This is a genomic window from Burkholderia sp. F1, assembly GCF_050813845.1.
Lineage (GTDB): Bacteria > Pseudomonadota > Gammaproteobacteria > Burkholderiales > Burkholderiaceae > Burkholderia > Burkholderia ubonensis.
This window is the reverse complement of record NZ_CP172422.1, coordinates 2997869-3020634: the sequence shown is the minus strand read 5'-3', so window position 1 is coordinate 3020634 and position 22766 is coordinate 2997869. Positions and strand designations below refer to the sequence as shown.

Annotated in this window: 21 protein-coding genes; 10 read left to right on the top strand and 11 right to left on the bottom strand. The window is 68.7% G+C overall.

Features of this window, described 5'->3' with window-relative positions; translation table 11 throughout:
- Window positions 1-19 precede the first annotated feature (19 nt).
- A complete protein-coding gene (locus ACFIMZ_RS32030; RefSeq protein ID WP_431823447.1) occupies window positions 20-1099 on the bottom strand; it encodes an ornithine cyclodeaminase in 1080 nt (359 codons plus the stop codon).
- A 223-nt stretch (window positions 1100-1322) separates the two neighbouring features.
- Between ACFIMZ_RS32030 and ACFIMZ_RS32025 the strand changes: the two genes are divergently transcribed.
- A complete protein-coding gene (locus tag ACFIMZ_RS32025; RefSeq protein ID WP_431823446.1) occupies window positions 1323-1754 on the top strand; it encodes an Lrp/AsnC family transcriptional regulator in 432 nt (143 codons plus the stop codon).
- Between the two features lie 38 nt (window positions 1755-1792).
- Here ACFIMZ_RS32025 and ACFIMZ_RS32020 read toward each other — a convergent pair whose 3' ends face one another.
- Genes ACFIMZ_RS32020 through ACFIMZ_RS32005 form a run of 4 tightly spaced genes read right to left on the bottom strand, consistent with a single transcriptional unit; the run spans window position 1793 to window position 5355 of the window.
- A complete protein-coding gene (locus ACFIMZ_RS32020) occupies window positions 1793-2383 on the bottom strand; it encodes a peroxidase-related enzyme (RefSeq protein WP_431823445.1) in 591 nt (196 codons plus the stop codon).
- On the bottom strand, window positions 2380-2910 hold the full coding sequence (locus tag ACFIMZ_RS32015; RefSeq protein ID WP_431823444.1) for a CMD domain-containing protein: 531 nt from the start codon (window positions 2908-2910) through the stop codon (window positions 2380-2382). The genes ACFIMZ_RS32020 and ACFIMZ_RS32015 overlap by 4 nt, the downstream gene beginning before the upstream one ends.
- Window positions 2911-2950: 40 nt before the next feature.
- A complete protein-coding gene (locus ACFIMZ_RS32010; protein WP_431823443.1) occupies window positions 2951-4375 on the bottom strand; it encodes an NAD(P)-binding domain-containing protein in 1425 nt (474 codons plus the stop codon).
- Window positions 4372-5355, bottom strand: a complete 984-nt coding sequence (locus ACFIMZ_RS32005) for a LysR family transcriptional regulator (RefSeq protein ID WP_431823442.1) — start codon at window positions 5353-5355, stop codon at window positions 4372-4374. Before ACFIMZ_RS32005 ends, ACFIMZ_RS32010 begins: the two co-directional genes overlap by 4 nt.
- 359 nt (window positions 5356-5714) lie before the next feature.
- Here ACFIMZ_RS32005 and ACFIMZ_RS32000 point away from each other — a divergent pair, with 359 nt between their 5' ends.
- Genes ACFIMZ_RS32000 through ACFIMZ_RS31985 form a run of 4 tightly spaced genes read left to right on the top strand, consistent with a single transcriptional unit; the run spans window position 5715 to window position 10378 of the window.
- Window positions 5715-6908 carry an ABC transporter substrate-binding protein gene (locus tag ACFIMZ_RS32000; RefSeq protein WP_431823441.1) on the top strand — a complete coding sequence of 398 codons (1194 nt, stop codon included), beginning with the start codon at window positions 5715-5717 and terminating at the stop codon, window positions 6906-6908.
- 28 nt (window positions 6909-6936) lie between these two features.
- Window positions 6937-8748 (top strand): ABC transporter permease, encoded by a 1812-nt coding sequence (locus tag ACFIMZ_RS31995; RefSeq protein ID WP_431823440.1) that lies wholly within the window; start codon window positions 6937-6939, stop codon window positions 8746-8748.
- An 11-nt stretch (window positions 8749-8759) separates the two neighbouring features.
- Entirely contained in the window at window positions 8760-9617 is an 858-nt protein-coding gene (locus ACFIMZ_RS31990) for an ABC transporter ATP-binding protein (RefSeq protein ID WP_431823439.1), read from the top strand.
- A gap of 32 nt (window positions 9618-9649) precedes the next feature.
- Window positions 9650-10378: an ABC transporter ATP-binding protein gene (locus ACFIMZ_RS31985; protein WP_431823438.1), complete on the top strand. Its 729-nt coding sequence runs from the start codon at window positions 9650-9652 to the stop codon at window positions 10376-10378.
- 247 nt (window positions 10379-10625) lie between these two features.
- On the opposite strand, the gene ACFIMZ_RS31980 is transcribed toward ACFIMZ_RS31985, so the two are convergent.
- Window positions 10626-11483, bottom strand: coding sequence for a LysR family transcriptional regulator (locus tag ACFIMZ_RS31980; protein ID WP_431823437.1), 858 nt, complete (start codon window positions 11481-11483; stop codon window positions 10626-10628).
- 83 nt (window positions 11484-11566) lie between these two features.
- Here ACFIMZ_RS31980 and ACFIMZ_RS31975 point away from each other — a divergent pair, with 83 nt between their 5' ends.
- The 3 genes from ACFIMZ_RS31975 (at window position 11567) to ACFIMZ_RS31965 (ending at window position 14561) form a co-directional block, all read left to right on the top strand.
- Window positions 11567-11947 carry a tautomerase family protein gene (locus tag ACFIMZ_RS31975; protein WP_431823436.1) on the top strand — a complete coding sequence of 127 codons (381 nt, stop codon included), beginning with the start codon at window positions 11567-11569 and terminating at the stop codon, window positions 11945-11947.
- Between the two features lie 226 nt (window positions 11948-12173).
- The gene (locus tag ACFIMZ_RS31970; RefSeq protein ID WP_431823435.1) at window positions 12174-13652 is read left to right on the top strand and encodes an OmpA family protein; all 1479 of its coding nucleotides are present in this window, start codon (window positions 12174-12176) and stop codon (window positions 13650-13652) included.
- A 93-nt stretch (window positions 13653-13745) separates the two neighbouring features.
- The gene (locus ACFIMZ_RS31965; RefSeq protein ID WP_431823434.1) at window positions 13746-14561 is read left to right on the top strand and encodes a hypothetical protein; all 816 of its coding nucleotides are present in this window, start codon (window positions 13746-13748) and stop codon (window positions 14559-14561) included.
- Window positions 14562-14702: 141 nt separating this feature from the next.
- Here ACFIMZ_RS31965 and ACFIMZ_RS31960 read toward each other — a convergent pair whose 3' ends face one another.
- Both ACFIMZ_RS31960 and ACFIMZ_RS31955 read right to left on the bottom strand, forming a co-directional pair.
- Window positions 14703-16130 (bottom strand): sensor histidine kinase, encoded by a 1428-nt coding sequence (locus ACFIMZ_RS31960; protein ID WP_431823433.1) that lies wholly within the window; start codon window positions 16128-16130, stop codon window positions 14703-14705.
- Entirely contained in the window at window positions 16117-16782 is a 666-nt protein-coding gene (locus tag ACFIMZ_RS31955) for a response regulator transcription factor (protein ID WP_431823432.1), read from the bottom strand. Before ACFIMZ_RS31955 ends, ACFIMZ_RS31960 begins: the two co-directional genes overlap by 14 nt.
- Before the next feature lie 167 nt (window positions 16783-16949).
- On the opposite strand from ACFIMZ_RS31955, the gene ACFIMZ_RS31950 reads away from it, so the two are divergent.
- On the top strand, window positions 16950-17966 hold the full coding sequence (locus ACFIMZ_RS31950) for an ABC transporter substrate-binding protein (RefSeq protein ID WP_431823431.1): 1017 nt from the start codon (window positions 16950-16952) through the stop codon (window positions 17964-17966).
- A gap of 41 nt (window positions 17967-18007) precedes the next feature.
- Complete coding sequence (locus ACFIMZ_RS31945) at window positions 18008-19318, top strand: MFS transporter (RefSeq protein ID WP_431823430.1); 1311 nt, start codon at window positions 18008-18010, stop codon at window positions 19316-19318.
- A gap of 15 nt (window positions 19319-19333) precedes the next feature.
- On the opposite strand, the gene ACFIMZ_RS31940 is transcribed toward ACFIMZ_RS31945, so the two are convergent.
- The 3 genes from ACFIMZ_RS31940 to ACFIMZ_RS31930 form a co-directional block, all read right to left on the bottom strand.
- Complete coding sequence (locus ACFIMZ_RS31940) at window positions 19334-20014, bottom strand: hypothetical protein (RefSeq protein ID WP_431823429.1); 681 nt, start codon at window positions 20012-20014, stop codon at window positions 19334-19336.
- A 141-nt stretch (window positions 20015-20155) separates the two neighbouring features.
- Entirely contained in the window at window positions 20156-21979 is a 1824-nt protein-coding gene (locus ACFIMZ_RS31935) for an MASE4 domain-containing protein (protein ID WP_431823428.1), read from the bottom strand.
- A complete protein-coding gene (locus ACFIMZ_RS31930; protein ID WP_431823427.1) occupies window positions 21976-22623 on the bottom strand; it encodes a response regulator in 648 nt (215 codons plus the stop codon). Before ACFIMZ_RS31930 ends, ACFIMZ_RS31935 begins: the two co-directional genes overlap by 4 nt.
- Window positions 22624-22766: the final 143 nt, after the last annotated feature.

Genomic DNA, 22766 nt, shown 5'->3' with positions numbered 1-22766 from the left:
CGGGCCGCACCGGCTCGGGTCAGCGCGCGAACGCGGCGATGGCGTCGGCGACGAAGGCCGTGTGGCGCTGCGCGAGCGCGGACGGATCGTCGATCAGCGCGAACAGGTTCTTCGGATCGACGGCCGGCGGGATCAGCGCGATCTCGACGCCTGCGTTGTGCTGCTGCGCGAGCGAATGCAGGTAGCGCAGCGCGGAATAGTCTTCCAGCGCGAAGCCGACCGAGTCGAACACGGTGATCTGGCCGGCACTGTCGCGGCCGGTGGCCTCGCCTTGCAGCACGCGCCACAGCTCGGTCACCGGAAAGTCGGCCGGCAGCTGCTGGATGTCGCCCTCGATGCGCGACTGCGGCTCGAACTCGACGAATACGCGGCCCGCGCGCAGCACGTCCGCATGCAGCTCGGTCTTGCCCGGGCAATCGCCGCCGACCGCGTTCAGGTGCATGCCCGCCTCGATCATGTCGGGGGTGATGATCGTCGCGTACGCCTTGTCGGCGGTGACGGTCGTCACGATGTCCGCGCCGCGCACCGCGTCGGCGGTCGATGCGGCGCGCAGGACACGCAGCGCCGGATACGCGGCGAGGTTCTGCACGAGCTTGTCGGTCGCGTGCGGATCGACGTCGAACACGCGGATTTCGTCGATGCCGAGCAGCGTATGGAACGCGATCGCCTGGAATTCGCTCTGCGCGCCGTTGCCGATCAGCGCCATCGTGCGCGCGTCCGGCCGCGCGAGCGCCTGCGCGGCCAGCACCGACGTCGCGGCGGTGCGCAGCGCGGTCGTCAGCGTGAGCTCGGCGAGCAGCAGCGGGTAGCCGGTATCGACCTCGGCGAGCGCGCCGAACGCCATCACCGTGTGCATCCCGCGCGCCGCGTTGACGGGATGGCCGTTCACGTACTTGAACGCGAACAGCGACGCGTTGGCGACCGGCATCAGCTCGATCACGCCGTCGCGCGAATGGCAGGCGACGCGCGGCGACTTGTCGAAGTCGGCCCAGCGGAGGAAGTCGGCGCGCAGCGTGTCGACGAGTTCGCCGAGGAAGCGCGTGACGCCGGTTTGGGCGATCAGCCGGGCGGTGGCGGGGACGTCGAGGAAGCGGGTCATGGGTGTCTCCTTGAATAATCCGGACGCGGCACGGCGGGCCGCTCGATGAAGACATTATTTCCGGGAGGCCAGCCAACAAAAAGCCAGCAAAAGTGGCAGATTCACCGATAGACTTGACAGAATGCCAGCCTGATAAAGCAATATGATCGGTTCCCGCTGGTCAAGCGGGGTGAGGCGCGGCAGGCTAGCGGCTGGATCACATCTGGAACGAAAGGCAGACCCGATGATTACGCTGGACGACGTCGACCGTCAGCTCATTGCGCTGCTGCGCGACAACGCGCGGCTGTCCGTCGTCGCGCTCGCGAAGCAGCTGCGCGTCGCGCGCGCGACCGTGCAGAACCGGCTGATGCGGCTGGAAAAGAACGGGGTGATCGTCGGCTACACGGTGCGGCTGAAGCCCGCGGCCGAGCGTCACCGGATCCGCGCGCTGATGTCGATCGCGGTGCAGGGCAATCGCGCGGCCGAGGTGATCAAGGTGCTGCGCGGGCATCCGAGCGTCGCGACGATTCATAGCACCAATGGGCGCTGGGATCTGATCGCGGAGCTGCACGCGGACTCGCTCGAGAACTTCGACCGCGTGCTCGGGGCGATCCGGCTGATCGACGGGATCGCGAATACGGAGACGAGCATCCTGTTGTCGACGCACAAGGCGTGACGGGGCGCGCGACGGTTGCGTCGCGCGCGGCAGGAGTTTCAGCGCGCGCGCACGTCGTCCGGAAACACCGGCTCCCCAAGCGTCAGCATCAACCGGTTCGCCCACGCGAAGATCGCGACCGCGTGCGACAGATCCAGAATCTCGTCGTGCGTGAGCCCGGCGGCTTCCAGCGTGGCGACATCGTCCGCATCGATCGCGTCCGGCCGTTCCGTCAACGCGATCGCATAGCGCACGATCGCCTGCTCGCGCGCGCTCGTGCCGGCGGTCGAGGGATCGCCGAATACCTGCTCGATCGCGTCGGTGCGCCTTGCCAGTTGCGCGAAGCGCTGCGCATGCACGGACGCGCAGTAAACGCAGCCGTTCACGCGCGACACCGCGGTGCTCGCCAGCTCGCGTTCCGCGCGCGGCAACCCGCCAGGCCCGTACATGATCGCGTTGAACACGCCCGAGCGTTGCCGCAGGATCTCCGGCAGATGAACGAGCAGCAGGTAGTAATCCGATGTTTTCGCGTGCGGATGGCTCGCATCGAGCACCGCGAGCTGGTCGGGTGTCGCGGCGTCGAGCGGCACGGTGTCGAGCCACGCGCGCCAGCCGAGCGTGTCGAACGTGAACGCGTGGGCGGTCGTCATGCGGCCTCCTTCGCGATACGTGTCTGCAATGCCTGAACCGCCGCGACGACGCGCAGCTGATAGGCGACGAACGCGACGAGCTGCGACAGCGCGACGATGGCCGGCGTCGTCAGTCCGGCCGCTTTCAATGCGGCGAGATCCGCCGCGCTCGCTTCGGCGGGCGCGAGCGTCACGCGCCGCGCATGCGCGAGAATCGCGCCGAGGCGACGCGGGAGCGCATCGAATGCGTCGTCGTCGGCGTGCGCAATGTCGTGCGTGTTTCCGCCTTCGTTCAGCAACCGCGCGCGATAAGTCGCGGCCAGCGCGTGTGCATGCGATCGATGCGCGACATAGCGCGCCGCGTGCAGGCGCTCGGCGAGCGACAGGCCGGGCAGCGCCGGATCGAACAGCGCGGCTTCGCTCAGTTGCGTATGCAGCCGCACCTTGTCGCGCGTGCGGCGCAACGCGGCTGCAGGATCGCCGGCGCGCAGGCCGGCGACGGTGTCGATCGTGTCCGGCAAGGTGGCCGGCGTCGTGGGTTCGGTCATGGGTTCGGGTTCCGAAGAGAGTCAGTTGCAGGCGCGGCGCTCACGCACCCGCGTCGCGCCATTCGTCGCCTTGCAGCTCGGCGTTCGCGTACGACACGAGCGCGTCGTGGTGCCGTTCGCGATCGGCGTCGAACAGCCGGCTCGCGATCCCGCGCGCGAGCCGCTGCGCGCCCGCGCTGATCGCGGGGATATCGCCGGACAGCCTGCCGTGGCTCAGGCTCGCCGCATGGTTGAAGCAATGAATGCGCGTCACGGCCGGGCACGCGCCCGGTTCGCGCTCCTGGAACGCGAACGCGGGGCCGAGGTCGGGCGAATCGGCCAGTTCGTCGAGCGACGTGCCGGGTGCCGCACGATAGCGATCCTTCCAGCGCCGCGCGTGCGGCCCGAACGCCGCGAATTCCGGACGCGTCGTCCAGTCCGAATGAAAACCGGTCGCGAAGATCAGGAAATCGACGACGTAGCGGCCGCGCGGCGTCGTGACCGCCAGACCGTCGGCGCCTGCATCGAGCGCTTCGACCGGGCTGCCCGCGTGGAAATGCGCGTGCTCGTGACGCGACACGCGCAGCACGCTGTCGCGCGGCGGCGGCGTCTGCGACGTCAGCGCGTAGTGCATGAAGCGCCACTTCGTCTCGTCGTCGAGATCCGCATAGCCGTGCACGAGGCCGGGGCTGCCGATGCCGGTCAGCTTGTTGATGCGCGGAATGTCCGCGCGGCGGAAGAACAGGTCGACGCGCGCCGCGCCCGCTTCGAGCGCGGTGCCCGCGTTGTCGAACGCGGATGCGCCCGCGCCGACCACACCGACCCGCTTGCCGGCCAGCGCCGCGAAATCGATCGGCTCCGACGAGTGCGCCCAGCGCGCGCGCGGCGCCTGCTGCGCGACGGGCGGCACGTATGGCCCCCCGAGCCCGTCGCGGCCCGTCGCGAGCACGACGTGGCGCGCGAGCAGCGTCTGCGATTGGCCGCACGCGTCGAGATCGAGCGCGAGCAGCCCGTCGTCGCGCGGGCGCAGCGCGACGAACGCGGTGTCGTTGCGCACGGGCAGCTCGAGCACGCGCCGATACCAGCGCAGGTAGTCCATCCATTGCGTGCGCGGAATCTTGTAGAGCGCGTCCCACGCGTCGCGTCCGAACTGCGCCTCGAACCATGCGCGGAACGTCAGCGCCGGCAGCCCGAGCGCGGGGCCGGCGAGCTGCTTCGGCGAACGCAGCGTGTCCATCCGCGCGAAGGTGACCCACGGGCCTTCGTAGCCGGCCGGCGCACGGTCGATCACGCGCTGGTTGTCGATGCCGAGCAGGCGCAGTTCGGCCGACGCCGCGAGGCCCGCCATCCCGCCGCCGATGATCGCGACGTCGAGCACGCGCACGCCGTCGGCGTGGCGCGGCGGCACCCACGGCGGCGCGGGCAGGTCGAGCCAGCGCAGGTCTTCGGCGAGCCGGGCTTCGAGGGCGGCGAGCGTCGTCGTCATGCGGCCTCCTGGCGCGTCCGGCGCGACCGGGCGCGCGGACGATCGCCGCGCAGCAGCGCATCGTGTGCCGACGCGTCGTGGAAGATCACCTCGTCGAGCAGCGTGCGCGTCGTGCGTTGCAATGCGTCGAGCAGCGCGTCGACGGCGGCCGTGCGCGGGGCGCCGGCCGGTGTCGCGACGCCGAACGCGAACGGAATGTCGACGTCGAGCGGCCGCGCGACGACGCCGTCCACGGGCAGCGCGACGCCCGTCGCGGAGTCGACGATGCCGATGCCGACGCCTGCGCGCGCGGCCATCACGGCGTTGAGCGACGCGTTGGTTTCGACGAACACGCGCGCATCGACGCGCGCGGCCGCGAACGCCGCGTCGATGCGTTGCCGCAGCCGGTGCCTGTTCGCCACCGTGACGACGCGGCGGCGCGCGAGATCGCGCAGCGCGATCCGCGGCTTCGATGCGAGCGGGTCGTGAGAGGACAGCACGGCGACGCATGGCGATTGCGCGATCCAGTGCACATCGAGCCCCGCGTGCGCCATCGGCAGCGTAACGACGCCGATGTCCGCGGTGCGCGTCAGCACTTCGTGCACGACATGCTCGGCCGATTCGCTGCGCAACTGGTAGTGCGGCGCATGCGAATCGTCCGGCAACGCGGCCAGTGCGGCCGGCACGATGGCGGCGGCGAGTGCCGGCGTCGCGGCAATCCGAACGGGTTCGGCCGCTTCGTTGCCGATCGCACGGGCGCGCGCCTCGATCGCGCGCAGGCCGATCAGCGAGCGCTCGACTTCGTCGTAGAGCAGGAATGCACGCCGCGTCGGCGTGACGCGCGGGCCGTGACGGTCGAACAGCGCGTAGCCGAGATCGGCTTCGAGCTCCTGGATCTGCCGTGTGACCGCCGGCTGCGAGCGGCCGAGCAGTTCGCCCGCGCCCGTCACGCTGCCGGCCGACATGACCGCTGAAAAGGCTTCGAGGTGATGCAGCTCCATGGCGGGTTCCGATGATGCGATTCGCGCATTGTAGGAGTCGGAGCATGCGAGATTCATATAATGATTTTTCGTATCGACAGCACGAAACGTGCGATGGGCGGGGGCGACAATCACGCCGACGGTGTGCGCATGCGCATCGCGCGTGAATGACCGCGCTGAAGAAACGGCAATCGAATCAACGCGATGCGACGGACGCCGGCGTGTCGCGCGATGCGGTTTGCAAACGCGACGAAAGCAACGGGTACTGCGCCGGCCACGCGACTTGCCGCCCGCGATATCGATATACGCAAAACTTCGTTGGAACGTCCGGAGCCGGATGGTTACATGCCCTCACTCTTTTCGACTGACGTGAGGAACGCATGAACGCTTCGGGAAACGATGCACGCGGCGCATGGCGGCGCGTGCTGGGCACGGTGGCGGCGCTCGCCGCCGCATGGGGCTTGTCGACAGGCGGTGCACTTGCCGCGAGCGTGTCGGGCGAGCCTGTCGTGGTCGGCGTGAGCGGCCCGCTGACGGGGCAGGATGCTCAGTATGGCGAACAGTGGAAACGTGGCTTCGATCTCGCGCTCGACGAGATCAACGGCAGCGGCGGCATTCACGGCCGGCCGCTCGCGTACGACTTCCAGGACAGCCGCAGCGATCCGCGCCAGGCAGTGGCGATCGCGCAGAAGTTCGTCGCCGATCCGCGCATCGTGCTCGAACTCGGCGACTTCTCGAGTGCGACGTCGATGGCGGCGTCGCCGATCTACCAGCGCGGCCAGCTGATCCAGTTCGGCTTCACGAACTCGCATCCGGACTTCACGAAGGGCGGCGACTATCTGTGGAGCACCGCGCTCAGCCAGACCGAGGAGCAGCCGCTGCTTGCGCGCTTCGCGGTGAAGGAGCTCGGCTTCAAGCGGATCGCCGTGCTGTACCTGAACACGGACTGGGGCCGCACGAGCAAGGACATCTTCGCGACGGCGGCGGCCGGCCTCGGTGCGCAGGTGGTCGCGGCCGAAGGCTATCAGCCGACGGAGAAGGATTTCCGCGCGACGCTCGTGCGAATCAACGCAGCGAAGCCCGATTCGCTCGTGCTGATCTCGTACTACGCGGACGGCGCGCAGATCGTGCGCCAGGCGCGCACGGCCGGCCTCGCGCAGCCGATCGCGGCGGTCGGCTCCGTGTACTCGCCGAAATTCCTGGAACTGGGCGGCAATGCCGTCGACGGCGTCTACACGGAATCGAACTTCTTCCCGAGCGAGCCGCGCCCGGAAGTGCAGGCGTTCGTGCAGCGTTATCGCGCGAAATACCACGCCGATCCCGATTCGTTCGTCGCGCGCGCGTATGACGCGCTGATCCTGTCCGCGGAGGTGCTGCGCCGCTACGGCACGACGCGGCAGGCCGCGCACGACGGCTTCGCGAAGATCGCCGACGTGCCGAGCGTGATCTTCGGCAAGGTGCGCTTCGATCCGCAGACGCGCCGCGTCGCGGGTGCGCGCGCCGTGCATCTCGTCGTGAAGCAGGGGCAGTGGGCACTGTGGGACGGCGCGAAACCGCAGCTCGCCGCGCGTTGAGCGGGCCTTCTTCGACGGATCGACACTCATGGCGTCCTGGCTCGAATACACGATCAACGGCCTGATCGTCGGCAACATCTATGCGCTGCTCGCGGTCGGCCTCGCGCTGATCTTCGGCGTGTCGCACCTGATCAACTTCGCGCACGGCTCGGTCTACATGGCCGGCGCATTCATCGGCTGGCTGTGCCTCACGCGCTTCGGCCTGCCGCTGCCGGTCGCGCTCGCGGCGGTGGTGGTCGGCTGCGGCGCGCTCGGCGTCGCGATCGAGCGGATCGGGCTGCGGCCGTTGCGCCATGCCGCGCGCATCGCGCCGCTGCTCGCGACGATCGGCATCAGCTTCATCCTCGACCAGCTCGCGCAGCTCGTGTTCGGCGCGGACCCGCGTCCGGTGCCGGCGCCGCTGCCGGACTGGCACCTGCGGATCGGCGGCGCGACGCTCGGCGCGCTCGACCTGCTGATCGCGGGCATCGGCGTCGCGGCAGCCGTGCTGCTGTACGCGTTCCTGCGCTTCACGCGGCTCGGCTGGGCCGTGCGCGCGACCGCGCAGGATCGCGACGCGGCGCTGCAGATGGGCGTCGACGTGAACCGGGTGAACCAGACCGTGTTCGCGATCGCGTGCGCGCTCGGCGGCGTGAGCGGGCTGCTGGTCGGGATGGTCTACAACAGCATCGATCCGTCGATGGGGTTCCAGGCGACGCTGAAGGGCGTGATCGCGCTGCTGATCGGCGGCCTCGGCAACGTGCCGGGCGCGATCGCGGGCAGCCTGCTGCTCGGGCTCGTCGAAAGCTACGGCGTCGCGCTGTTCGGCACGAGCTACCGCGACCTGTTCGCGTTCGCGCTGCTGCTCGCGTTCCTCGCATGGCGGCCGAACGGCCTGTTCAGCGCGAACCGCAACCTGCCGCCGGAGCCGATGACGGGCACCTTCCTCGCCGCGGCGAAGGCCGTGCACGTACCGCGCCGGGCCATTGCCGCGCTCGTCGCCGGCGCGGCCGTGCTGCCGTGGCTGACCGCGTCGCCGTACGTGCTGCAGACGCTGACCAACGCGTGGCTGTACGGGCTGCTGGCGCTGAGCCTCACGCTCGTCGCCGGCACGGTCGGCCAGATTTCGCTCGGTCATGCGGCGCTGCTCGTGATCGGCGCGTATGCGTCCGCGCTGCTGTCGTCGGATCTCGGCTGGTCGCCGGCCGTGACGATCCCGTGCGCGGGCGTCATCACCGCGGTGCTCGGCACGCTGCTCGTGTATCCGGCGTTCCGGCTGCGCGGCCACTACGTGTCGATCGCGACGCTCGGCATCGGCGAAGTCGTGAGCCTCGTGATCCTGAACTGGGACGGCCTCACGCGCGGGCCGCTCGGCATCACCGGCATCGCGCCGCTGCCGTGGGCGACGACCGCGCGCGCCGCGTACTGGTTCACGCTCGCGGTGCTCGTCGGGTTCGCACTGGTGCAGGTGCGCCTGCTGCGCTCGCACCTCGGGCGCACGCTGCGCGCGGTGCGCGAGGACGACGTCGCCGCGCGGGCGCACGGCGTCGCGCCGAACCGCTACAAGGCGATCGCGTTCGCGGTCGGCGGCGTCGCGGCGGGCGTGAGCGGCGGGATTGCCGCGCATCTGTACAGCTACATCAATCACCAGACCTTCGATTCGCAGGTGTCGATCCTCGCGCTGACGATGGTGATTCTCGGCGGGCTCGGCAACGTGCTCGGCGGCGTGATCGGCGCGGTTGCGCTGATCGGCCTGCCGGAGCTGTTCCGCTGGGCCGCCGACTACCGGATGCTGATCTACGGCCTCGTGCTGCTGCTGCTCGTGCGGTTCCGGCCGCAGGGCTTGTTCGGCACGGTATGAGGGGGCGCACGATGACGACGAAAAAGACGCTGCTCGACGTGCAGGGCCTGACGCGCCGCTTCGACGGCGTGACGGCGCTCGACGGCGCGAGCCTGACGCTGGCGCACGGCGAGCTGCTGAGCGTGATCGGTCCGAACGGCGCGGGCAAGTCGACGCTGTTCAACCTGATCGCGGGCGCGGACCGGCCCGATGCGGGACGCGTGACGTTCGACGGCCGCGACATCACCGGCGCGGCGCCCGAGCGGCTCGCGGCGCTTGGCGTCGCCCGCACGTTCCAGCATGGCCGCGTGTTCGGCAACCTGAGCGTGCTCGACAACGTGCTGATCGGCGCGCATGCACGGCTGCGCGCGGCGCGGCGCGGCTGGCCCGTGCTCGGCGCGGCGGCCGAGGTGCTGCGCGCGCTTGCGCGGCCCGCGTCGGTGCGGCGCGAGGAAGCCGCGCTGCGCGACGAGGCGCGCGAGATCATCGCGGGCTTCGGCGAGCGGCTCACGCCGCGCATCGATCATCCGGCGCACAGCCTGTCGTACGCGAACCGGCGGCGCGTCGAGATCGGCCGCGCGCTCGCGCTGCACCCGCGCCTGCTGCTGCTCGACGAGCCGACCGCCGGGATGAACGAGACCGAGACCGCCGAGATGCTCGAACTGATCCGCGCGCTGAAGGCGCGCGGCCTGACGATCCTGCTGATCGAGCACAAGCTCGAACTTGTGATGCGCGTGTCCGATCGCGTGATCGTGCTCGACAACGGCGTGAAGATCGCCGAGGGCCTGCCGCGCGATGTGCGGCACGACTCGCGCGTGATCGAAGCCTATCTCGGCCGTCGGCATGCGGGCGGCGCGCCGGCGGACCGCGTGGCGCAGGCGGCCGCGTGACGCAGTTTCAGAACCCATCCGACGACGCGATCATGACCGACGCACTCCTGAAGCTGGAGCATCTCGACACGTTCTACGGGCCGGTCCAGGTGCATTTCGACGTGAACTTCGCGGTTCGCCGCGGGCAGATCGTGAGCCTGCTCGGCGGCAACGCGAGCGGCAAGTCGACGACGATGAAGCTGATCCTCGGGCTGCTGCGGCCGCGCGCGGGCATCGTGCGGTTCGACGGCGAGGACGTGACGGCGCTGCCGACGCCGCAGCGCGTGCGACGCGGCATCGCGGCGGTGCCCGAGGCGCGGCGGCTGTTCGGCGACATGAGCGTGCGCGAGAACCTGCTGATGGGCGCGTACACGCGCCACGACCGCGCGGCGGTGGCCGACGACTATGACCGGGTGCTTGCGCTGTTTCCGCGCGTGAAGGAGCGGCTCACGCAGCGCGCGGGCACGCTGTCGGGCGGCGAGCAGCAGATGCTCGCGATGGCGCGCGCGCTGATGGCGCGGCCGAAGCTGATCTGCATGGACGAACCGACGATGGGCCTGTCGCCGCTCTACGTCGACAAGGTGCTCGAACTGATCGACGCGATCAACAAGCAGGGCGTGACGGTGTTCATGGTCGAGCAGAACGCGAGCCTCGCGCTCGAAATCGCGCACTACGGCTATGTGCTGCAGACGGGGCGCGTCGTGCTCGAAGGGGCGGCGAAGGCGCTGCTGGACGATGAGCGCGTGCGCGATGCGTATCTGGGCGGGGAGGCGGCGGTCTAGCGGGCGCGGGCTCGGCGGCGCGCGCCGCCCGTTCCGGCCGGCCGACATGACGATGCGGCCGGAACGTGGTCAGGCGGTCGGACGGTCGCGCGTTGCGGCGGGACCGGATCTGGCCGCGACACGTTGCGCACGCGGAAACGTCGACACCACGGCAAACCCGCCCGCCGCTGGCGACGCGAAGTACGTCGCGACCCGCGGTAGCGTCGGACTGGCGATCGGAAGAATCCACGGATCACCGAAAGCCGTATCAGCCTCGAACTGCGCACCGGAAGGCAGCGGACAGCGCGGCAAGTGCATCACGCGCCTGGCCGTCCTTGACCCTCGTGTGGAGCAGGACCGGCAGACGCGGCAGTTCGGGAAGCCCGAGCCTTGAGCCTATGTCGATGGCGCCAAATGGCAGCATGCGCGGAGCCAATGCGGCAACGCCCAATCCCGCCATGACGGTGGCGGCGACCGCTGCCACGCCACCACCGACGAAAATCTCTCTCCATGACACTGCTGCGGCGTCGAGAAGTTCCGCGGCCAGCGCACGCACACCACAGGGTTCGGCGACCGTGGCAATCGGCAGAGGCTCGTCTGCTCGATACTGCCAGCCTGGCGCTGCGAACCAGCCGAGTTTTTCCTCGGCGAGAACCTTCCCGTCGCTCCGACCGACATGCAGACGAACGATTACCGCGTCGAGTTCGCGGCGATCGAAGCTCTGAAGCAGGTCACCCGACGATCCGATCCGGATCTCGATCAACAGGTCCGGGTCTTGCGCGTTCATGCGCGCGATTAGCGCGGGGAGCTCCGGCCCCGCGACATGGTCACTGATGCCCATAGTGAGACGCCGCCGGGCGGCGGCAAATGCAGAAAGCGCGCGATCGTGGACTGTCAGGAGTTCGCGGGCATGCTCAAGAAAGGTTGCGCCCCGCGCCGAAAGCTCCACGTACCGGGGCGTTCGCTCGACGAGCCGGAAGCCGAGCCGCTCTTCGAGCCGCTTGAGTTTCAAGCTGACCGCAGCCTGTGTCGTCCCCATAGCCTCAGCCGCGCGCGTGAAACTGCCAAACTCGGCGACACGGACGAAAGCCTTGACGGTATCCAGATCGAGTGGGTGCTCAGTCATTTCAAATGGTTATTATTGAAATAAATGTCGATATCGAATCAGCATAAATAATATGGAGCGGCACAACCTCGAACGGACCTACGATGCCACTCGCTCATATCTCGCTACGTACCGGAAAGACGGAAGCCTACAGGCAGGCAATCTTCGACAGCGTTTACCGCGCGATGCGTGAAACATTCAACGTTCCCGAAGACGATCAGTTCATGACCATCACTGAGCACGAAGCTGCGAACTTCCGCTATGGCGCATCTTATCTTGGCGTCGCTCGGAGCGACGACCTCGTGTTTATCCAGATCACGGCGAACAACACCCGCACTGTCGAACAGAAGAAGGCACTGTTCCGGCGGACCGTGGAGCTGCTTGGCGAAAGCCCCGGTATCCGGGCAGAGGATGTATTCGTGAGCCTTGTAGAGGTTGCGAAAGAGAATTGGTCCCTCGGCCACGGCCTTGCGCAATATGCTTGAGCACGTGGTCATCCAGGGTTGACGTTCCCGCGGCCAGCATCGGCCTCAACGGAGTGGCCGCAATCGCGAAAATCGACCGTCCGTTGCGACTCGGGATGGAATGGACACCGCCCTCCCTTCGGGGGCGTGGAGTCTCGCGGACGCCATGATCGACAGGTCATTGGTCTGGAGATTGCGTGGCGCGTGATCGCCTCGGCTATACTGGCCCGCCATCATCGGCCCGACGATGGCCCAATCGGCGATCAAACGCACGCCGAACCGAACCATAACGCTGTCGACGAGGATGCCGACCTTGCCCTTTCCGCACCGTGATCATTTCCGAGGCTGCGCCCGTGTATTGACGATCGCGACAGCCGCAGGCCTGCTCGTCATGGGCGGCGCCGGCTGCAAGCGCAAAGCCGCGCCTGCGGATGCCGGTGCGGCCGCGCCGGTATCTGCGTCTGTCGGTGCGGCCACTGCCGCTCCCGGGTCCACCGCTGCACCGGCAGTGGCGGAGCACGCGTCGACTCCGCCATTGATCAACGTGGCCGGGTTGTCGCAGGGCGCGTTCGTGGTCGACAAGGATGCCTCCCATGACAAATGGATGCTCATGCTGGACGAGGTGCCGGACTCGATAGGCGTGACGGCCAACGGCGACCGCTACGAGGCGGTCATTGCGCTGGCGGCTCCCGCGAGAATCCAGGCACTGCGCTTCGACCGCATTGCCGAGATGGACGCCGCGCGCCACGCGCAGGTACAGACATCGGACCAAAGCGAGAACGGACCGTGGCAGACGGTCTACGACGCCGATCTGCCCGCCCTCGCAAAACTTGACAGCAAGACAGCCACTGCGCGAGTAACGCTCGAGAAGCCGGTCACGGCGCGTTGGCTGCGCGTGACGGTGACGCGCGAATCCGGCGATTCCGGCACCATCAGCCTCAAGCAATTCATGGCGTTGGGTGAATTCGTCCCGGGTGAGCCGGCAACGCGCGACGTCAGCGGGGTTTACGAGTTCGGCATCGTCTTCGACATGAACGATTTCGTCGCAATCAAACAGGACGGCGGTACGATCCGCGGCTGCTATGGCGCGGGCGACTTCAACGGCGGCAACGTCAAGTTGCGAAAAATTGTCGGCACATTCGAAGGAGGCATGGAGCCGAACGGCTACCTGCGCTACCTGCGTCACAGCGGCAACGAAGCGTGGCGCGGCGTGATGAGTTTCAGCCCCAAGGCAGATCTGGCTGCCGCCCAGGAATTTCCTGCAACGCTCAGCGCGAGCGAGGTTTCGATCCAGAAGACCAGGCATAGTGTGGGCCGAAAGGTTGCGGCTTACCAGAACACCTGCCCCGGACTGGCAACGGATACGGTGAGCGACACACTGGAACAAAACAAGCGCGTCACGCTGTACGGCGTGAACTTCGATCTCGACGCCGCCACGCTGCGCACCGACAGTCGCCCGGCGCTGGACAGCGTGGTCAAGGCCGCCAACGCTCATCAGGACTGGAAGCTCACGATCGAAGGACACACGGACGACACGGGCGGCGACGTGCACAACCAGGCGCTTTCGCAGCAGCGTGCGGCCACCGTGCGCGAATACCTGATCAATGCCGGCATCGCTGCGGATCGTCTGATGGCCCAAGGCTTCGGCGCCAGCCGTCCGGTTGCGGCCAATGCCACTCCGGTCGGACGGGCGCAAAACCGCCGCGTCGAAGTGGCGGTGCAGTGATGCCGTCGCGCGCCGGGTGCGTCGTTGCGTCGGCGCGCATGGCCGGGCGGCATTTGAAACGTAGTGGCGAACAACAGTGACGAGGGGGTGTAAATGGAAAGCTTGATTCCGGCAGCGAAGCGGTATGGACAGGTGCGACACACGTTGCGTCGGCACGGTGTGATGCTGCTGCTCGCCGGCTCGGCCTGGGGAACGTCGGGCGCTGCGCATGCGGCGCTCGCGTGCGACGCGCCCTGGATGCATAAGGGTGGTGGCTTCACGATGTCGGTGTTGCCGGCGGGCATCGTCCTCGAGGTCGACATGCTTGATTTCAAAAAGGCCCCCGACGGCAATTGCAGCGGTGTGTTACGGGCGAGCGGGACGCTGAGCGTGGCGGGCCGCACTTCGCGCAGCCAAAACGACATGGCGCTCCAGATCGTTGACGGTCACGCCCGCTTCGGGGCGCTCGCTTCTGATGGATCAATGCGCGCATCGTCAAACGGCGCGTCGATGGCGGGCTCGATATCGGCGCAAACGGCCGGCCTGCTCAGCTACGTCGGCGAATCCCTGACCGAGGGCGCAACGCTGCCTGGCACACGCAGCGAAGTGTCGTTCGCGGGCGCGGTGTCGGCAATGGGCATGAATGTCAATCACGTCGCCGTGCCGAAGGCGGTCGTGACGACCACGGCAAAGCGCATCGGAAAAGCGGAGCAACTCGACACTGTTGCCGGTCGGCTCGCGTGTGTGCCGATCAGCTACGACCAGACGCAGCAAGCTACCAGGATCACCATGTACGGCCACACGACGACCGTGCCGGCCACTACGCAGCACGTCGTCGATCATTTCTGCCCCGTGACCGGGCTGGTGATGCTCAAGGACGCGGGCGACAACGGCAAGAGCGGGGCCGTGAAGATCACCGCATTGCATTGAGCACGCTGCGGTGTTATCGCGTGGCTCGGCACCTGTCTGCTGGATCTTCAGTGGAAGGTGCCCCCCCCGAACTGAACCGCTTGTAACAGGTGTCCGACGGAGGGAATGCGAATCCCTGTTCCTGGAACGGGACCGAGATGCTCATCGTTCGGTGTGCTCGGACAATCCGATTTCACCGAACGTCACACGCGGAAACGTCAACACCACCGCAAACCCGCCCGTCGGCGGAAACGCGAACCCGACCCGCCCGCCGTGTGCCTTCATCACTTCCTGCACGATCGCGAGACCGAGCCCCGACCCCGTGCGCCGTTCGCTGCCGTCCGGCGCGATCCGCACGAACGGCTGCAACGCCGCGTCCCAGTGCTCGCGGGCAATGCCGCGGCCGTTGTCGGTGACGGTCAGCGTCACCGCGTCGCCGGCGGTCGCGACCGACACCGCGATGTCGTCCGCGTGGCCGTGCAGCAGCGCATTGTGCAGCACGTTCGACAGCGCTTCCTGCAGGCTGATCGCATCGCCGTCGATCCACGCCTGCGGCGCGTCGCTGTCGAACGCGACCGCCACGTCGCGTTCGTCGGCGAGCGGAATCGTGCGGCCGAGCACTTCCTTCGCAAGCGCGACGAGCTCGACCGGCTGCAGCGGCACGACCTCGGTGCGATGGATCACCATCGCGTGATTCAGCAGCTGGCCGGTGAGCCGCCCGACGTCCGCGCAGGTCGCGCGCAGTGCGTCGAGCCGCGCCGCATGGCGCGCCGGATCGGCTTCGCTGCCGAGCAGCTCGATCTGCGCGTCGAGCCGCGCGAGTGGCGTGCGCATCTGGTGCGCGGCGTCGGCGATGAAGCGCTGCATCGCCGCGATCCGTTCCGCGAGCCGGCGCATCAGCCCGTTGATCGCGCCGATGATCGCGTCGATTTCGCTCGGCGTATCGACGGCCACCGGCCGCAGGTCGGCGGGATCGCGCGCGGCGATGATCGTCTCGATCTGCGCGAGCGGCCGCAGGCCGCGCCGGATCGCGAGGCCGCTCGCGCCGATCGCGAGCACGCTCATCAGCAGGATCAGCGTCCACACCTTGAGGCTCATGTCGTTCGTCAGCTGCTGGCGCGCGTTCGTCGTCTGCGCGACGGTGACGAGCGCCCAGCCGGGCGTGCGCTCCTCGGGCATGTAGCGCGCGATGGTCGCCATCCGGATGCGCTGGCGCTGGTAGGCGCCGTTCGCGAACGCGGGGCCCTGCCGCGCGGCGTCGAGGGTCGCGGGGCTCGCGAGATCGTTGTAGCCGGCCACGACGACGCCGCGCGAATCGACGACCTTGTAGTAGACGAGGTCGTAGCGCGACAGCGTCGACAGCGCGGCGACCGGCGGATTCAGCGCGAGCACGCCGCCCTGCACGTAGAGGTTTTCCGCGACCTGGATCGCGGCGCCGGCGAGCAGCTGGTCGTAGGCGCGCTCGGCGGCGACGCCCGCGTAGTAGCGCGCGATCGCGGCCAACGCGAGCGCGCCCGATGCGACGACGAGCGCGATGAACAGCAGCGTGCGCCCGAACAGCGTCTTCGGAAACCAGTCAATGCGCGGCAATCTGATACCCCATCCCGCGCGCGGTGCGGATCTCGACCGAGCTGCCCTGCAGCTTCCGGCGCACGCGCGTCACGTATTGCTCGACCGCGTTCGCGGTCGGCTCGTTGCCGAAGCTGAACAGCTGGTTCAGCAATTCTTCCTTCGAAAAGATCCGCTGCGGCCGGCTCGCGAGAATCTCGAGCAGCGCGAACTCCTGGCGCGACAGCGACAGCGGCCGGCCGTCGAGTTCGGCGAGGCGGCTGCTGCGATCGATCGTGAGGCCGCCGAGCGTCAGCACGTCGTTCGCGTGGCCGCTGTTGCGGCGCAGGAGCGCCTGCACGCGCGCGTCCAGTTCGCGGTAGTCGAACGGCTTCACGAGGTAGTCGTCCGCGCCCAGCCCGAGGCCGCTCACGCGGTCGTCGATCGCGGAGCGCGCGGTGACGAGCAGCACCGGCGTCGTGCTGCCCGACGCGCGCAGGTGGCGCAGGATCGCGAAGCCGTCCATCGCGGGCAGCATCACGTCGAGCACGACGAGATCGAAGCGCTCGACGCGCAGCAGGCTGTTCGCCGTCGCGCCGTCGGTCTCGAGGTCCACCGCGTGGCCGAGCCGCGTCAGGCGGCTGCGGATCGCCGCACCGATTTCGGCGTCGTCCTCTACGACGAGAATGCGCATGTTGCCGTCCTGCCGATTACTGGGTTACGGGTTTTCCCGAGGAGGGGATGTCAGCATTTTCTCAGACTCGCCCGATAACCTGTGCGCAGCCGGAAGTGCAGAGACGGCATTAATACCAGAGGAGACGGCACTATGCAGCAGGCAACGAGCGAAGCGGGAGCCCCCGCATGACGCCGTCGCTGCGCCGCCGCGCGATCGTCGCGGCCGGGCTCGGGGCGGCGCTCGCGCCGTCGCTCGTGCTGCCGAAGCCGCGCACGGTGCGGATCTCGAAAGGCTACGGCGTGCTGTACCTGCCGCTGCTCGTGATGGAGCAGCGACGGCTGTTCGAGCGGCACGCGGCGCGGCACGGCGTGCGCGACGTCAGCGTCGACTGGGTGCTGCTCGACGGCGGCAACTCGGTCAACGACGCGATGATGGCCGGCACGCTCGACTTCGCGGGCGCCGGCGCGCCGGGCTTCATCGAGCTGTGGGCCCGGGCGCGCGGGATTCCGAACGTCGAGGTGATCGGCATCAGCGGGCTGTCGACGACGTCGCTGTCGCTGAACGCGAACCGGCCCGGGCTGGCGTCGCTGCGCGACTTCACGCCGTCCGACCGGATCGCGGTGCCGGGCATCCGCACGTCGCTGTCGGCGGTCGTGCTGCAGATGGTCGCGGGCAAGCTGCTGGGCCGGAAGCAGTTCGCGCAACTCGATTCGATCACCGTGAATCTGCCGCATCCGCAGGCGATGCAGGCGCTGATCCGGCACGAGCGCGGCGTCACCGCGCACTTCACGTCGCCGCCGTTCTCGACGCTCGAACTCCGGCAGCCGGGCATCCATCGCGTCGTCAGCTCGGTCGACGTGCTCGGCCCGCTGACGCTCGACGTCGTGTTCGCGCCGAAGCGGCTCGTCGACGCGGAACCCGTGCTCGCCGCTGCATTCCTCGGCGCGCTCGACGACGCGAACCGGCTGATCGCGCAGGACCCGCGCGCGGCGGCGGCGATCTACGCGTCGGCGTCGGGCGTCGGCGTGTCGCACGACGACGTGATGCAGATGCTCGCCGCGCCCGAGACGCGCTTCTCGGTGCGGCCGAACCAGCTGATGGACTACGTCGATTTTCTCTACATGGCCGGCACGATCAAGGCGAAGCCGCGCACGTGGCAGGAGATGTTCGTGCCGATGCTCGACGGCTTCCGCTCGTCGTAGGCGCAACCCCACACACAACCGACACCACGGAGGAGCAAGCAGTGAACGCCACCGAAACCCTGGACCCCGCGTCCGCCGAAGAGCGGCACGTCATGTCGAAGATGGCGCGGCGCCTGCTGCCCATCCTCGTCGTGATGTTCCTGATCGCGTTCATCGACCGGCAGAACGTCGGCTTCGCGAAACTGCAGATGGTGCACAGCCTCGGGATGACGGAGGCCGCGTTCGGTCTCGCGTCGTCGCTGTTCTTCATCGGCTACCTGCTGTTCGAGGTGCCGAGCACGCTCGCGCTGCATCGCTACGGCGCGCGGGTGTGGCTCGCGCGCATCATGCTGACGTGGGGGCTGATCACGGTGGCGATGGGCTTCACGACGTCGATGCCGGTGTTCTGCGGGCTGCGCTTCGCGCTCGGCATCGCCGAGGCGGGCTTCTATCCGGGCGTCATCTACTACCTGACGCTGTGGTTTCCGCAGAGCTATCGCGCGAAGGTGCTCGGCATCTTCACGCTCGGCAGCGCACTCGCGAACATGCTCGGCTCGCTGGTCGGCGGCTGGCTGCTGAGCCTGAACGGCGTGTGGGGGCTCGCGGGCTGGCAGTGGGTGTTCGTCGCGACGGGCATCCCGGCGGTGGCGGTCGCGATCGTCGTGTTCCGCGTGCTGCCCGCGTCGTATCGCGACGCGCGCTTCCTCGACGAGCGCGAGAAGCAGGTCGTCGCCGCCGCGCTCGAGCGCGAGAAGCCCGCGCAGGCCGAGCACGGGCAGCCGTGGAAGGCGCTGCTCGATCCGCGCGTGATGCTGTTCGCGGCGACCTACATGCTGATGTCGACGTCGCTGTACGGCGTGACCTACTGGCTGCCGACGCTCGTGAAGTCGTTCGGCGTGTCGAGCGGCATGAACGGTTTCCTCAGCATGCTGCCGTGGGCGCTCGCGGTGCTGCTGCTGCTCTGGCTGCCGACGAAGCTGCGCCGCGCGAAGAGCATCCTGCGCACGATCGCGATCGTCGCGGCGCTCGGCGCGCTCGGCTTCCTGCTGAGCCTCGTGCTGCCGTCGACGCCGCTGCGCTTCGTCGCGCTCGTGCTCGGCGGCGCGTGCATCCCGCTGCTGTATCCGTGCTTCTGGTCGATGCCGCCGCGTTACTTCACCGGCGCGCGCGCGGCGGCGAGCGTCGCGGCGATCAACTCGATCGGCAACCTCGGCGGCTTCTTCAGCCAGAACCTGATGCCGTTCGCCGGCAAGGTCACCGGCACCGCGTTCGGGCCGATGATCGTGCCGATCGTGTGTCTCGCGTTGCTCGGGATCGGCGCGCTCGTCGCGTGGACGCGCTCGGAGCGGGGGATGGTCGCGGCGCGGGCGTGAGCGCGCGGGGTGGCGTCACCGCAGCACGATCCCGCTGCCCGAGATCGAAAAGTTGGTCGACACCCGTACCTTCGACAGCAGGTACTTGAGCGCGTCGATATCGGGCGCGGTCGTAGAGAAGCGGTCTCCGGCGTTGAACGCGAAATCCCACGTGATCGGGCCGCGACCGTTCTCCGGCATCTGCACGGTGATCGCCTTCAGCGACGCGAGCGGATACGCGCGCTCGTGCCAGTCGAACAGGTGCCGCACGTAGAGATGATCCTGCGACACGATTTCATAGCGCCGCAGGAACGGCGTCGCGACGACGAGGAACACGGCGGTCATGGTCAGCAGCGAACGGGCCGCGCCGAGCAGGACGGCCCGCGATGCGCGGGCGCTGCGAGCCACGACGCGGTAGCGCCTGTACGCGGAGGGCACGATGATCGCCACGCCCAGCCACCAGAACGTCGCGATGAATCCGAGCGGCAGGTTCATGAACGGAACCGAGCACGCACTGACGAAGCTCGTCGGGAAATCCGTGAGCCGCGCGGCCGACACGAACCCGAGCCCGATGTAGCTGCCCGCCGGGTGAGGGATGAACAGGTGCGTCGTCAGCGCCTGCAGGCCGAGCAGGACGGGCCAGTACAGCAGCGACCACGCGAGCCAGATCGCCACGGCGGCCAGGAAGAAAAGCGGGAAGGTCAGGATGGATTTCATCGTGTCGAATGCGTTGGATCCGTTCGTCCGGCGCACTGGCCACGGCGATTGCCGGGGGCGGTGGCGATGGCGGGGGATTGTAGCGCCGTGCCGATCCTGTTGCGCGCGACGCGTGCCGCCGACCCGGCGCTCGAAGGTTCGCTACCCCGCGTGGCCCCCGTCGCCGTCGGCTGCCACGAACGTCGCGTGCGCGGGCTGCAACGGAATGTGGACGTCGACGGTCGTGCCCTTGCCGCGCGCGGTGTCGATCCGCAGCGTTCCGCCGACCAGGTACGCCCGCTCGCGCAACCCGACGAGCCCGAACGAGCTGGGCTTGCGCGGGTCGCCCAGATCGAAGCCGGCGCCGTCGTCGCGGATCGTCAGCACGATGCCGTCGTCGCCGCATGCCAGCTCCACCTCGACCTGCGATGCGGCCGCATGGCGCGCGACGTTCGCCAGCGCTTCCTGCGCGATGCGGAACACGGCCGTCGCATACGGTTCCGCGAGGTTCTGCTCGGGCGGGTCGACGGACAGCGTGCAGCCGATGCCGTGCCGCTGGCGGAAGTTCTGCACGAGCCACTGCATCGCCGCGGCGAAGCCGAGATCGTCGAGCATCAGCGGCCGGAGATCCGACGCGATGCGCCGCGTCGCGGCCACCGCGCCGCGCGCGAGCCCGTGCATCGCCGCGATCTTGCGCGCGAGCTGCGCGTCGTCCTGAGGCACGTGGTCGATCAGCCATTCGAGATCGTTCTTCAGCGTCGCGAGCGTCTGCGCGAGTTCGTCGTGCAGCTCGCGCGCGATGCGGCGCTGCTCCGCTTCGCGCGCGCTCGCGCTGATCGCCGAGATCTCCCGCAGCTCCTCGCGCGACGCCTGCAAGGCCCGCTCCGCGCGCACGCGCTCCTCGACCTCGCGCCGCAGGTCGCGGTTCGACGCGCTCAGCTGCGCGGTGCGCGCGGCGACGCGCTGCTCGAGGCGTTCGTTCGCGTCGTTCAGCTCCGCGGTCTTTTGCAGCACGAGCTGATGCTCGCTCCTTTCGCCGGCGAGCGCGCGCGCCGTGCGCGCATGCAGCCGGCCGTTCTCGAACAGCAGCGCGAACAGCACGAGGCTCGATGCGATGAGCCCGTATGTGCGCCCCGCGTAGAAGCCGAGATCGAAGCGGCCGTGATTCAGCATCGCCGACATGGCGATATCGAACAGCCAAGCGACCGTGACGATCATCACCCACAGGTCGAGTACCGAATGGCGGCGCCGGCGCCGCCACATCAACGCGAGCGCGATCAGGTTCAGCGCCCAGACGGCCACGACCGGACTCAGCAGCGGCTCGATCATCCGGTTGCCGCGCATGATGCGCGGCAGGTAGTCGTGCCCCGCGGTTGTGAACAGCGCGACCGCGCCGGTCGCCAGCGCAGTCGCGACGACGCAGCCCGCGATCGGGATCGCCGCGTGACGGGCCGGCTTCGGCGGCGTGCGCGGGGCGTCGCGCAGCAGTGCATAGCACGCGACCACGAGCGGGAAGCCGCCGTGCCAGAACATGTACAGCCACGCGGTCGTCTGTTCGCCCGCGTGCAGCAGGCCGGTCGGCGCGAACAGGCCGGGGAAGGTCAGCATGTGCACGCCGGCCATGAAGCCGGTGAACAGGTAGCCGGCCGCGAGCGCCAGCAGCGCGCGCTCGCGCAGGATCGCGTATTGGCCGAGCAGCAGGCCGGCCGTCACCATGTCGTTGACGAGGATCGCCGTCTGGTAGACCGGAATGAACCCCCACTCCTGCGCGAGCGGCATCTTCGCGAACGGCGCCAGCGCGACGAAGATCGCCGCCGAGACGATCACGGTCGCGCGCGCGAGCTGGCGCTCGCGCCGCTCCGGCCGTAGCGACGACATGAACATGTGCGACGCGTCCGTATCGGCGTCGCGCGTTGCGGCGTCCGTCGGGGCGGGCGGGTCGTCCGGCCTCGGGGAGCCGGGCTTGGGCGTCACGGCGTGCGTCATGCGTCGTCCAGGTCGATGCCGAGGCCGTGGCGCACCGCATAGCGGATCAGCGCCGCGTCGTGCGGCAGGTCCATTTTTTCGAGAATGCGCATCTTGTAGGTGCTGACCGTCTTCGTGCTGAGGCCGAGCGCGCTCGCGATCTGCGTGACGGTCTGTCCCGCGACGATGCGGCGCATCACGTCGAATTCGCGCGCCGACAGCCGTTCGTGCGGCGGCGTGTCGACCGGCGCGTGCAGGGTCCGGGCAAGGCTCTGCGCCGCCGACGGGCTCACGTAGACGCCGCCCGACGCCACCTTGCCGACCGCCGTGACCAGCTCGGCGGTTGCGCTGTCCTTCGTCAGGTAGCCGGTCGCGCCGGCCTTGAACGCGCGCGCCGCGTACTGCTCCTCCGTGTGCATCGTGAGCACGAGCGTGCGCAGCGTCGGCGCGTGGGTCTTGATCAGCTTGAGGAGCTCGATGCCGGTCGGCGCGGGCATCGACAGGTCGAGCAGCAGCACGTCGGCCGCGCCGCGCCCGGCCATCGCAAGCGTGGTCGGGCCGTCGCAGGCTTCGCCGACGATTTCGAAACCGCCGGCCGTCTCGAGTATGTGACGCAGCCCGTCTCGCATGACTGCGTGGTCGTCGGCCAGTATCACCTTGATCATGGAGCGGTCCTCTTGGCGGGATGACGCTTCGGCGCGCGGGGGCGCGGTGTCGTGCGGACGGCATTGCGTGACGGCCGGCGCGCGCGACGCCTGCGCGCCGGCCGTTGTTCCGATCAATATATTCCGCCTGACCGGAAAACGGT

Bases quoted from the DNA above. Each gene is read 5' to 3' on its own strand.
- ACFIMZ_RS31985 (WP_431823438.1), top strand. From the start codon at position 9,650: ATGACCGACGCACTCCTGAAGCTGGAGCATCTCGACACGTTCTACGGG.
- ACFIMZ_RS31990 (WP_431823439.1), top strand. From the start codon at position 8,760: ATGACGACGAAAAAGACGCTGCTCGACGTGCAGGGCCTGACGCGCCGC.
- ACFIMZ_RS31995 (WP_431823440.1), top strand. From the start codon at position 6,937: ATGGCGTCCTGGCTCGAATACACGATCAACGGCCTGATCGTCGGCAAC.
- ACFIMZ_RS32030 (WP_431823447.1), bottom strand. From the start codon at position 1,099: ATGACCCGCTTCCTCGACGTCCCCGCCACCGCCCGGCTGATCGCCCAA.
- ACFIMZ_RS32000 (WP_431823441.1), top strand. From the start codon at position 5,715: ATGAACGCTTCGGGAAACGATGCACGCGGCGCATGGCGGCGCGTGCTG.
- ACFIMZ_RS32010 (WP_431823443.1), bottom strand. From the start codon at position 4,375: ATGACGACGACGCTCGCCGCCCTCGAAGCCCGGCTCGCCGAAGACCTG.
- ACFIMZ_RS31950 (WP_431823431.1), top strand. From the start codon at position 16,950: ATGACGCCGTCGCTGCGCCGCCGCGCGATCGTCGCGGCCGGGCTCGGG.
- ACFIMZ_RS31970 (WP_431823435.1), top strand. From the start codon at position 12,174: ATGGCCCAATCGGCGATCAAACGCACGCCGAACCGAACCATAACGCTG.
- ACFIMZ_RS32025 (WP_431823446.1), top strand. From the start codon at position 1,323: ATGATTACGCTGGACGACGTCGACCGTCAGCTCATTGCGCTGCTGCGC.
- ACFIMZ_RS32005 (WP_431823442.1), bottom strand. From the start codon at position 5,355: ATGGAGCTGCATCACCTCGAAGCCTTTTCAGCGGTCATGTCGGCCGGC.
- ACFIMZ_RS31955 (WP_431823432.1), bottom strand. From the start codon at position 16,782: ATGCGCATTCTCGTCGTAGAGGACGACGCCGAAATCGGTGCGGCGATC.
- ACFIMZ_RS31940 (WP_431823429.1), bottom strand. From the start codon at position 20,014: ATGAAATCCATCCTGACCTTCCCGCTTTTCTTCCTGGCCGCCGTGGCG.
- ACFIMZ_RS31930 (WP_431823427.1), bottom strand. From the start codon at position 22,623: ATGATCAAGGTGATACTGGCCGACGACCACGCAGTCATGCGAGACGGG.
- ACFIMZ_RS32020 (WP_431823445.1), bottom strand. From the start codon at position 2,383: ATGACGACCGCCCACGCGTTCACGTTCGACACGCTCGGCTGGCGCGCG.
- ACFIMZ_RS31965 (WP_431823434.1), top strand. From the start codon at position 13,746: ATGGAAAGCTTGATTCCGGCAGCGAAGCGGTATGGACAGGTGCGACAC.
- ACFIMZ_RS32015 (WP_431823444.1), bottom strand. From the start codon at position 2,910: ATGACCGAACCCACGACGCCGGCCACCTTGCCGGACACGATCGACACC.
- ACFIMZ_RS31935 (WP_431823428.1), bottom strand. From the start codon at position 21,979: ATGACGCACGCCGTGACGCCCAAGCCCGGCTCCCCGAGGCCGGACGAC.
- ACFIMZ_RS31980 (WP_431823437.1), bottom strand. From the start codon at position 11,483: ATGACTGAGCACCCACTCGATCTGGATACCGTCAAGGCTTTCGTCCGT.
- ACFIMZ_RS31975 (WP_431823436.1), top strand. From the start codon at position 11,567: ATGCCACTCGCTCATATCTCGCTACGTACCGGAAAGACGGAAGCCTAC.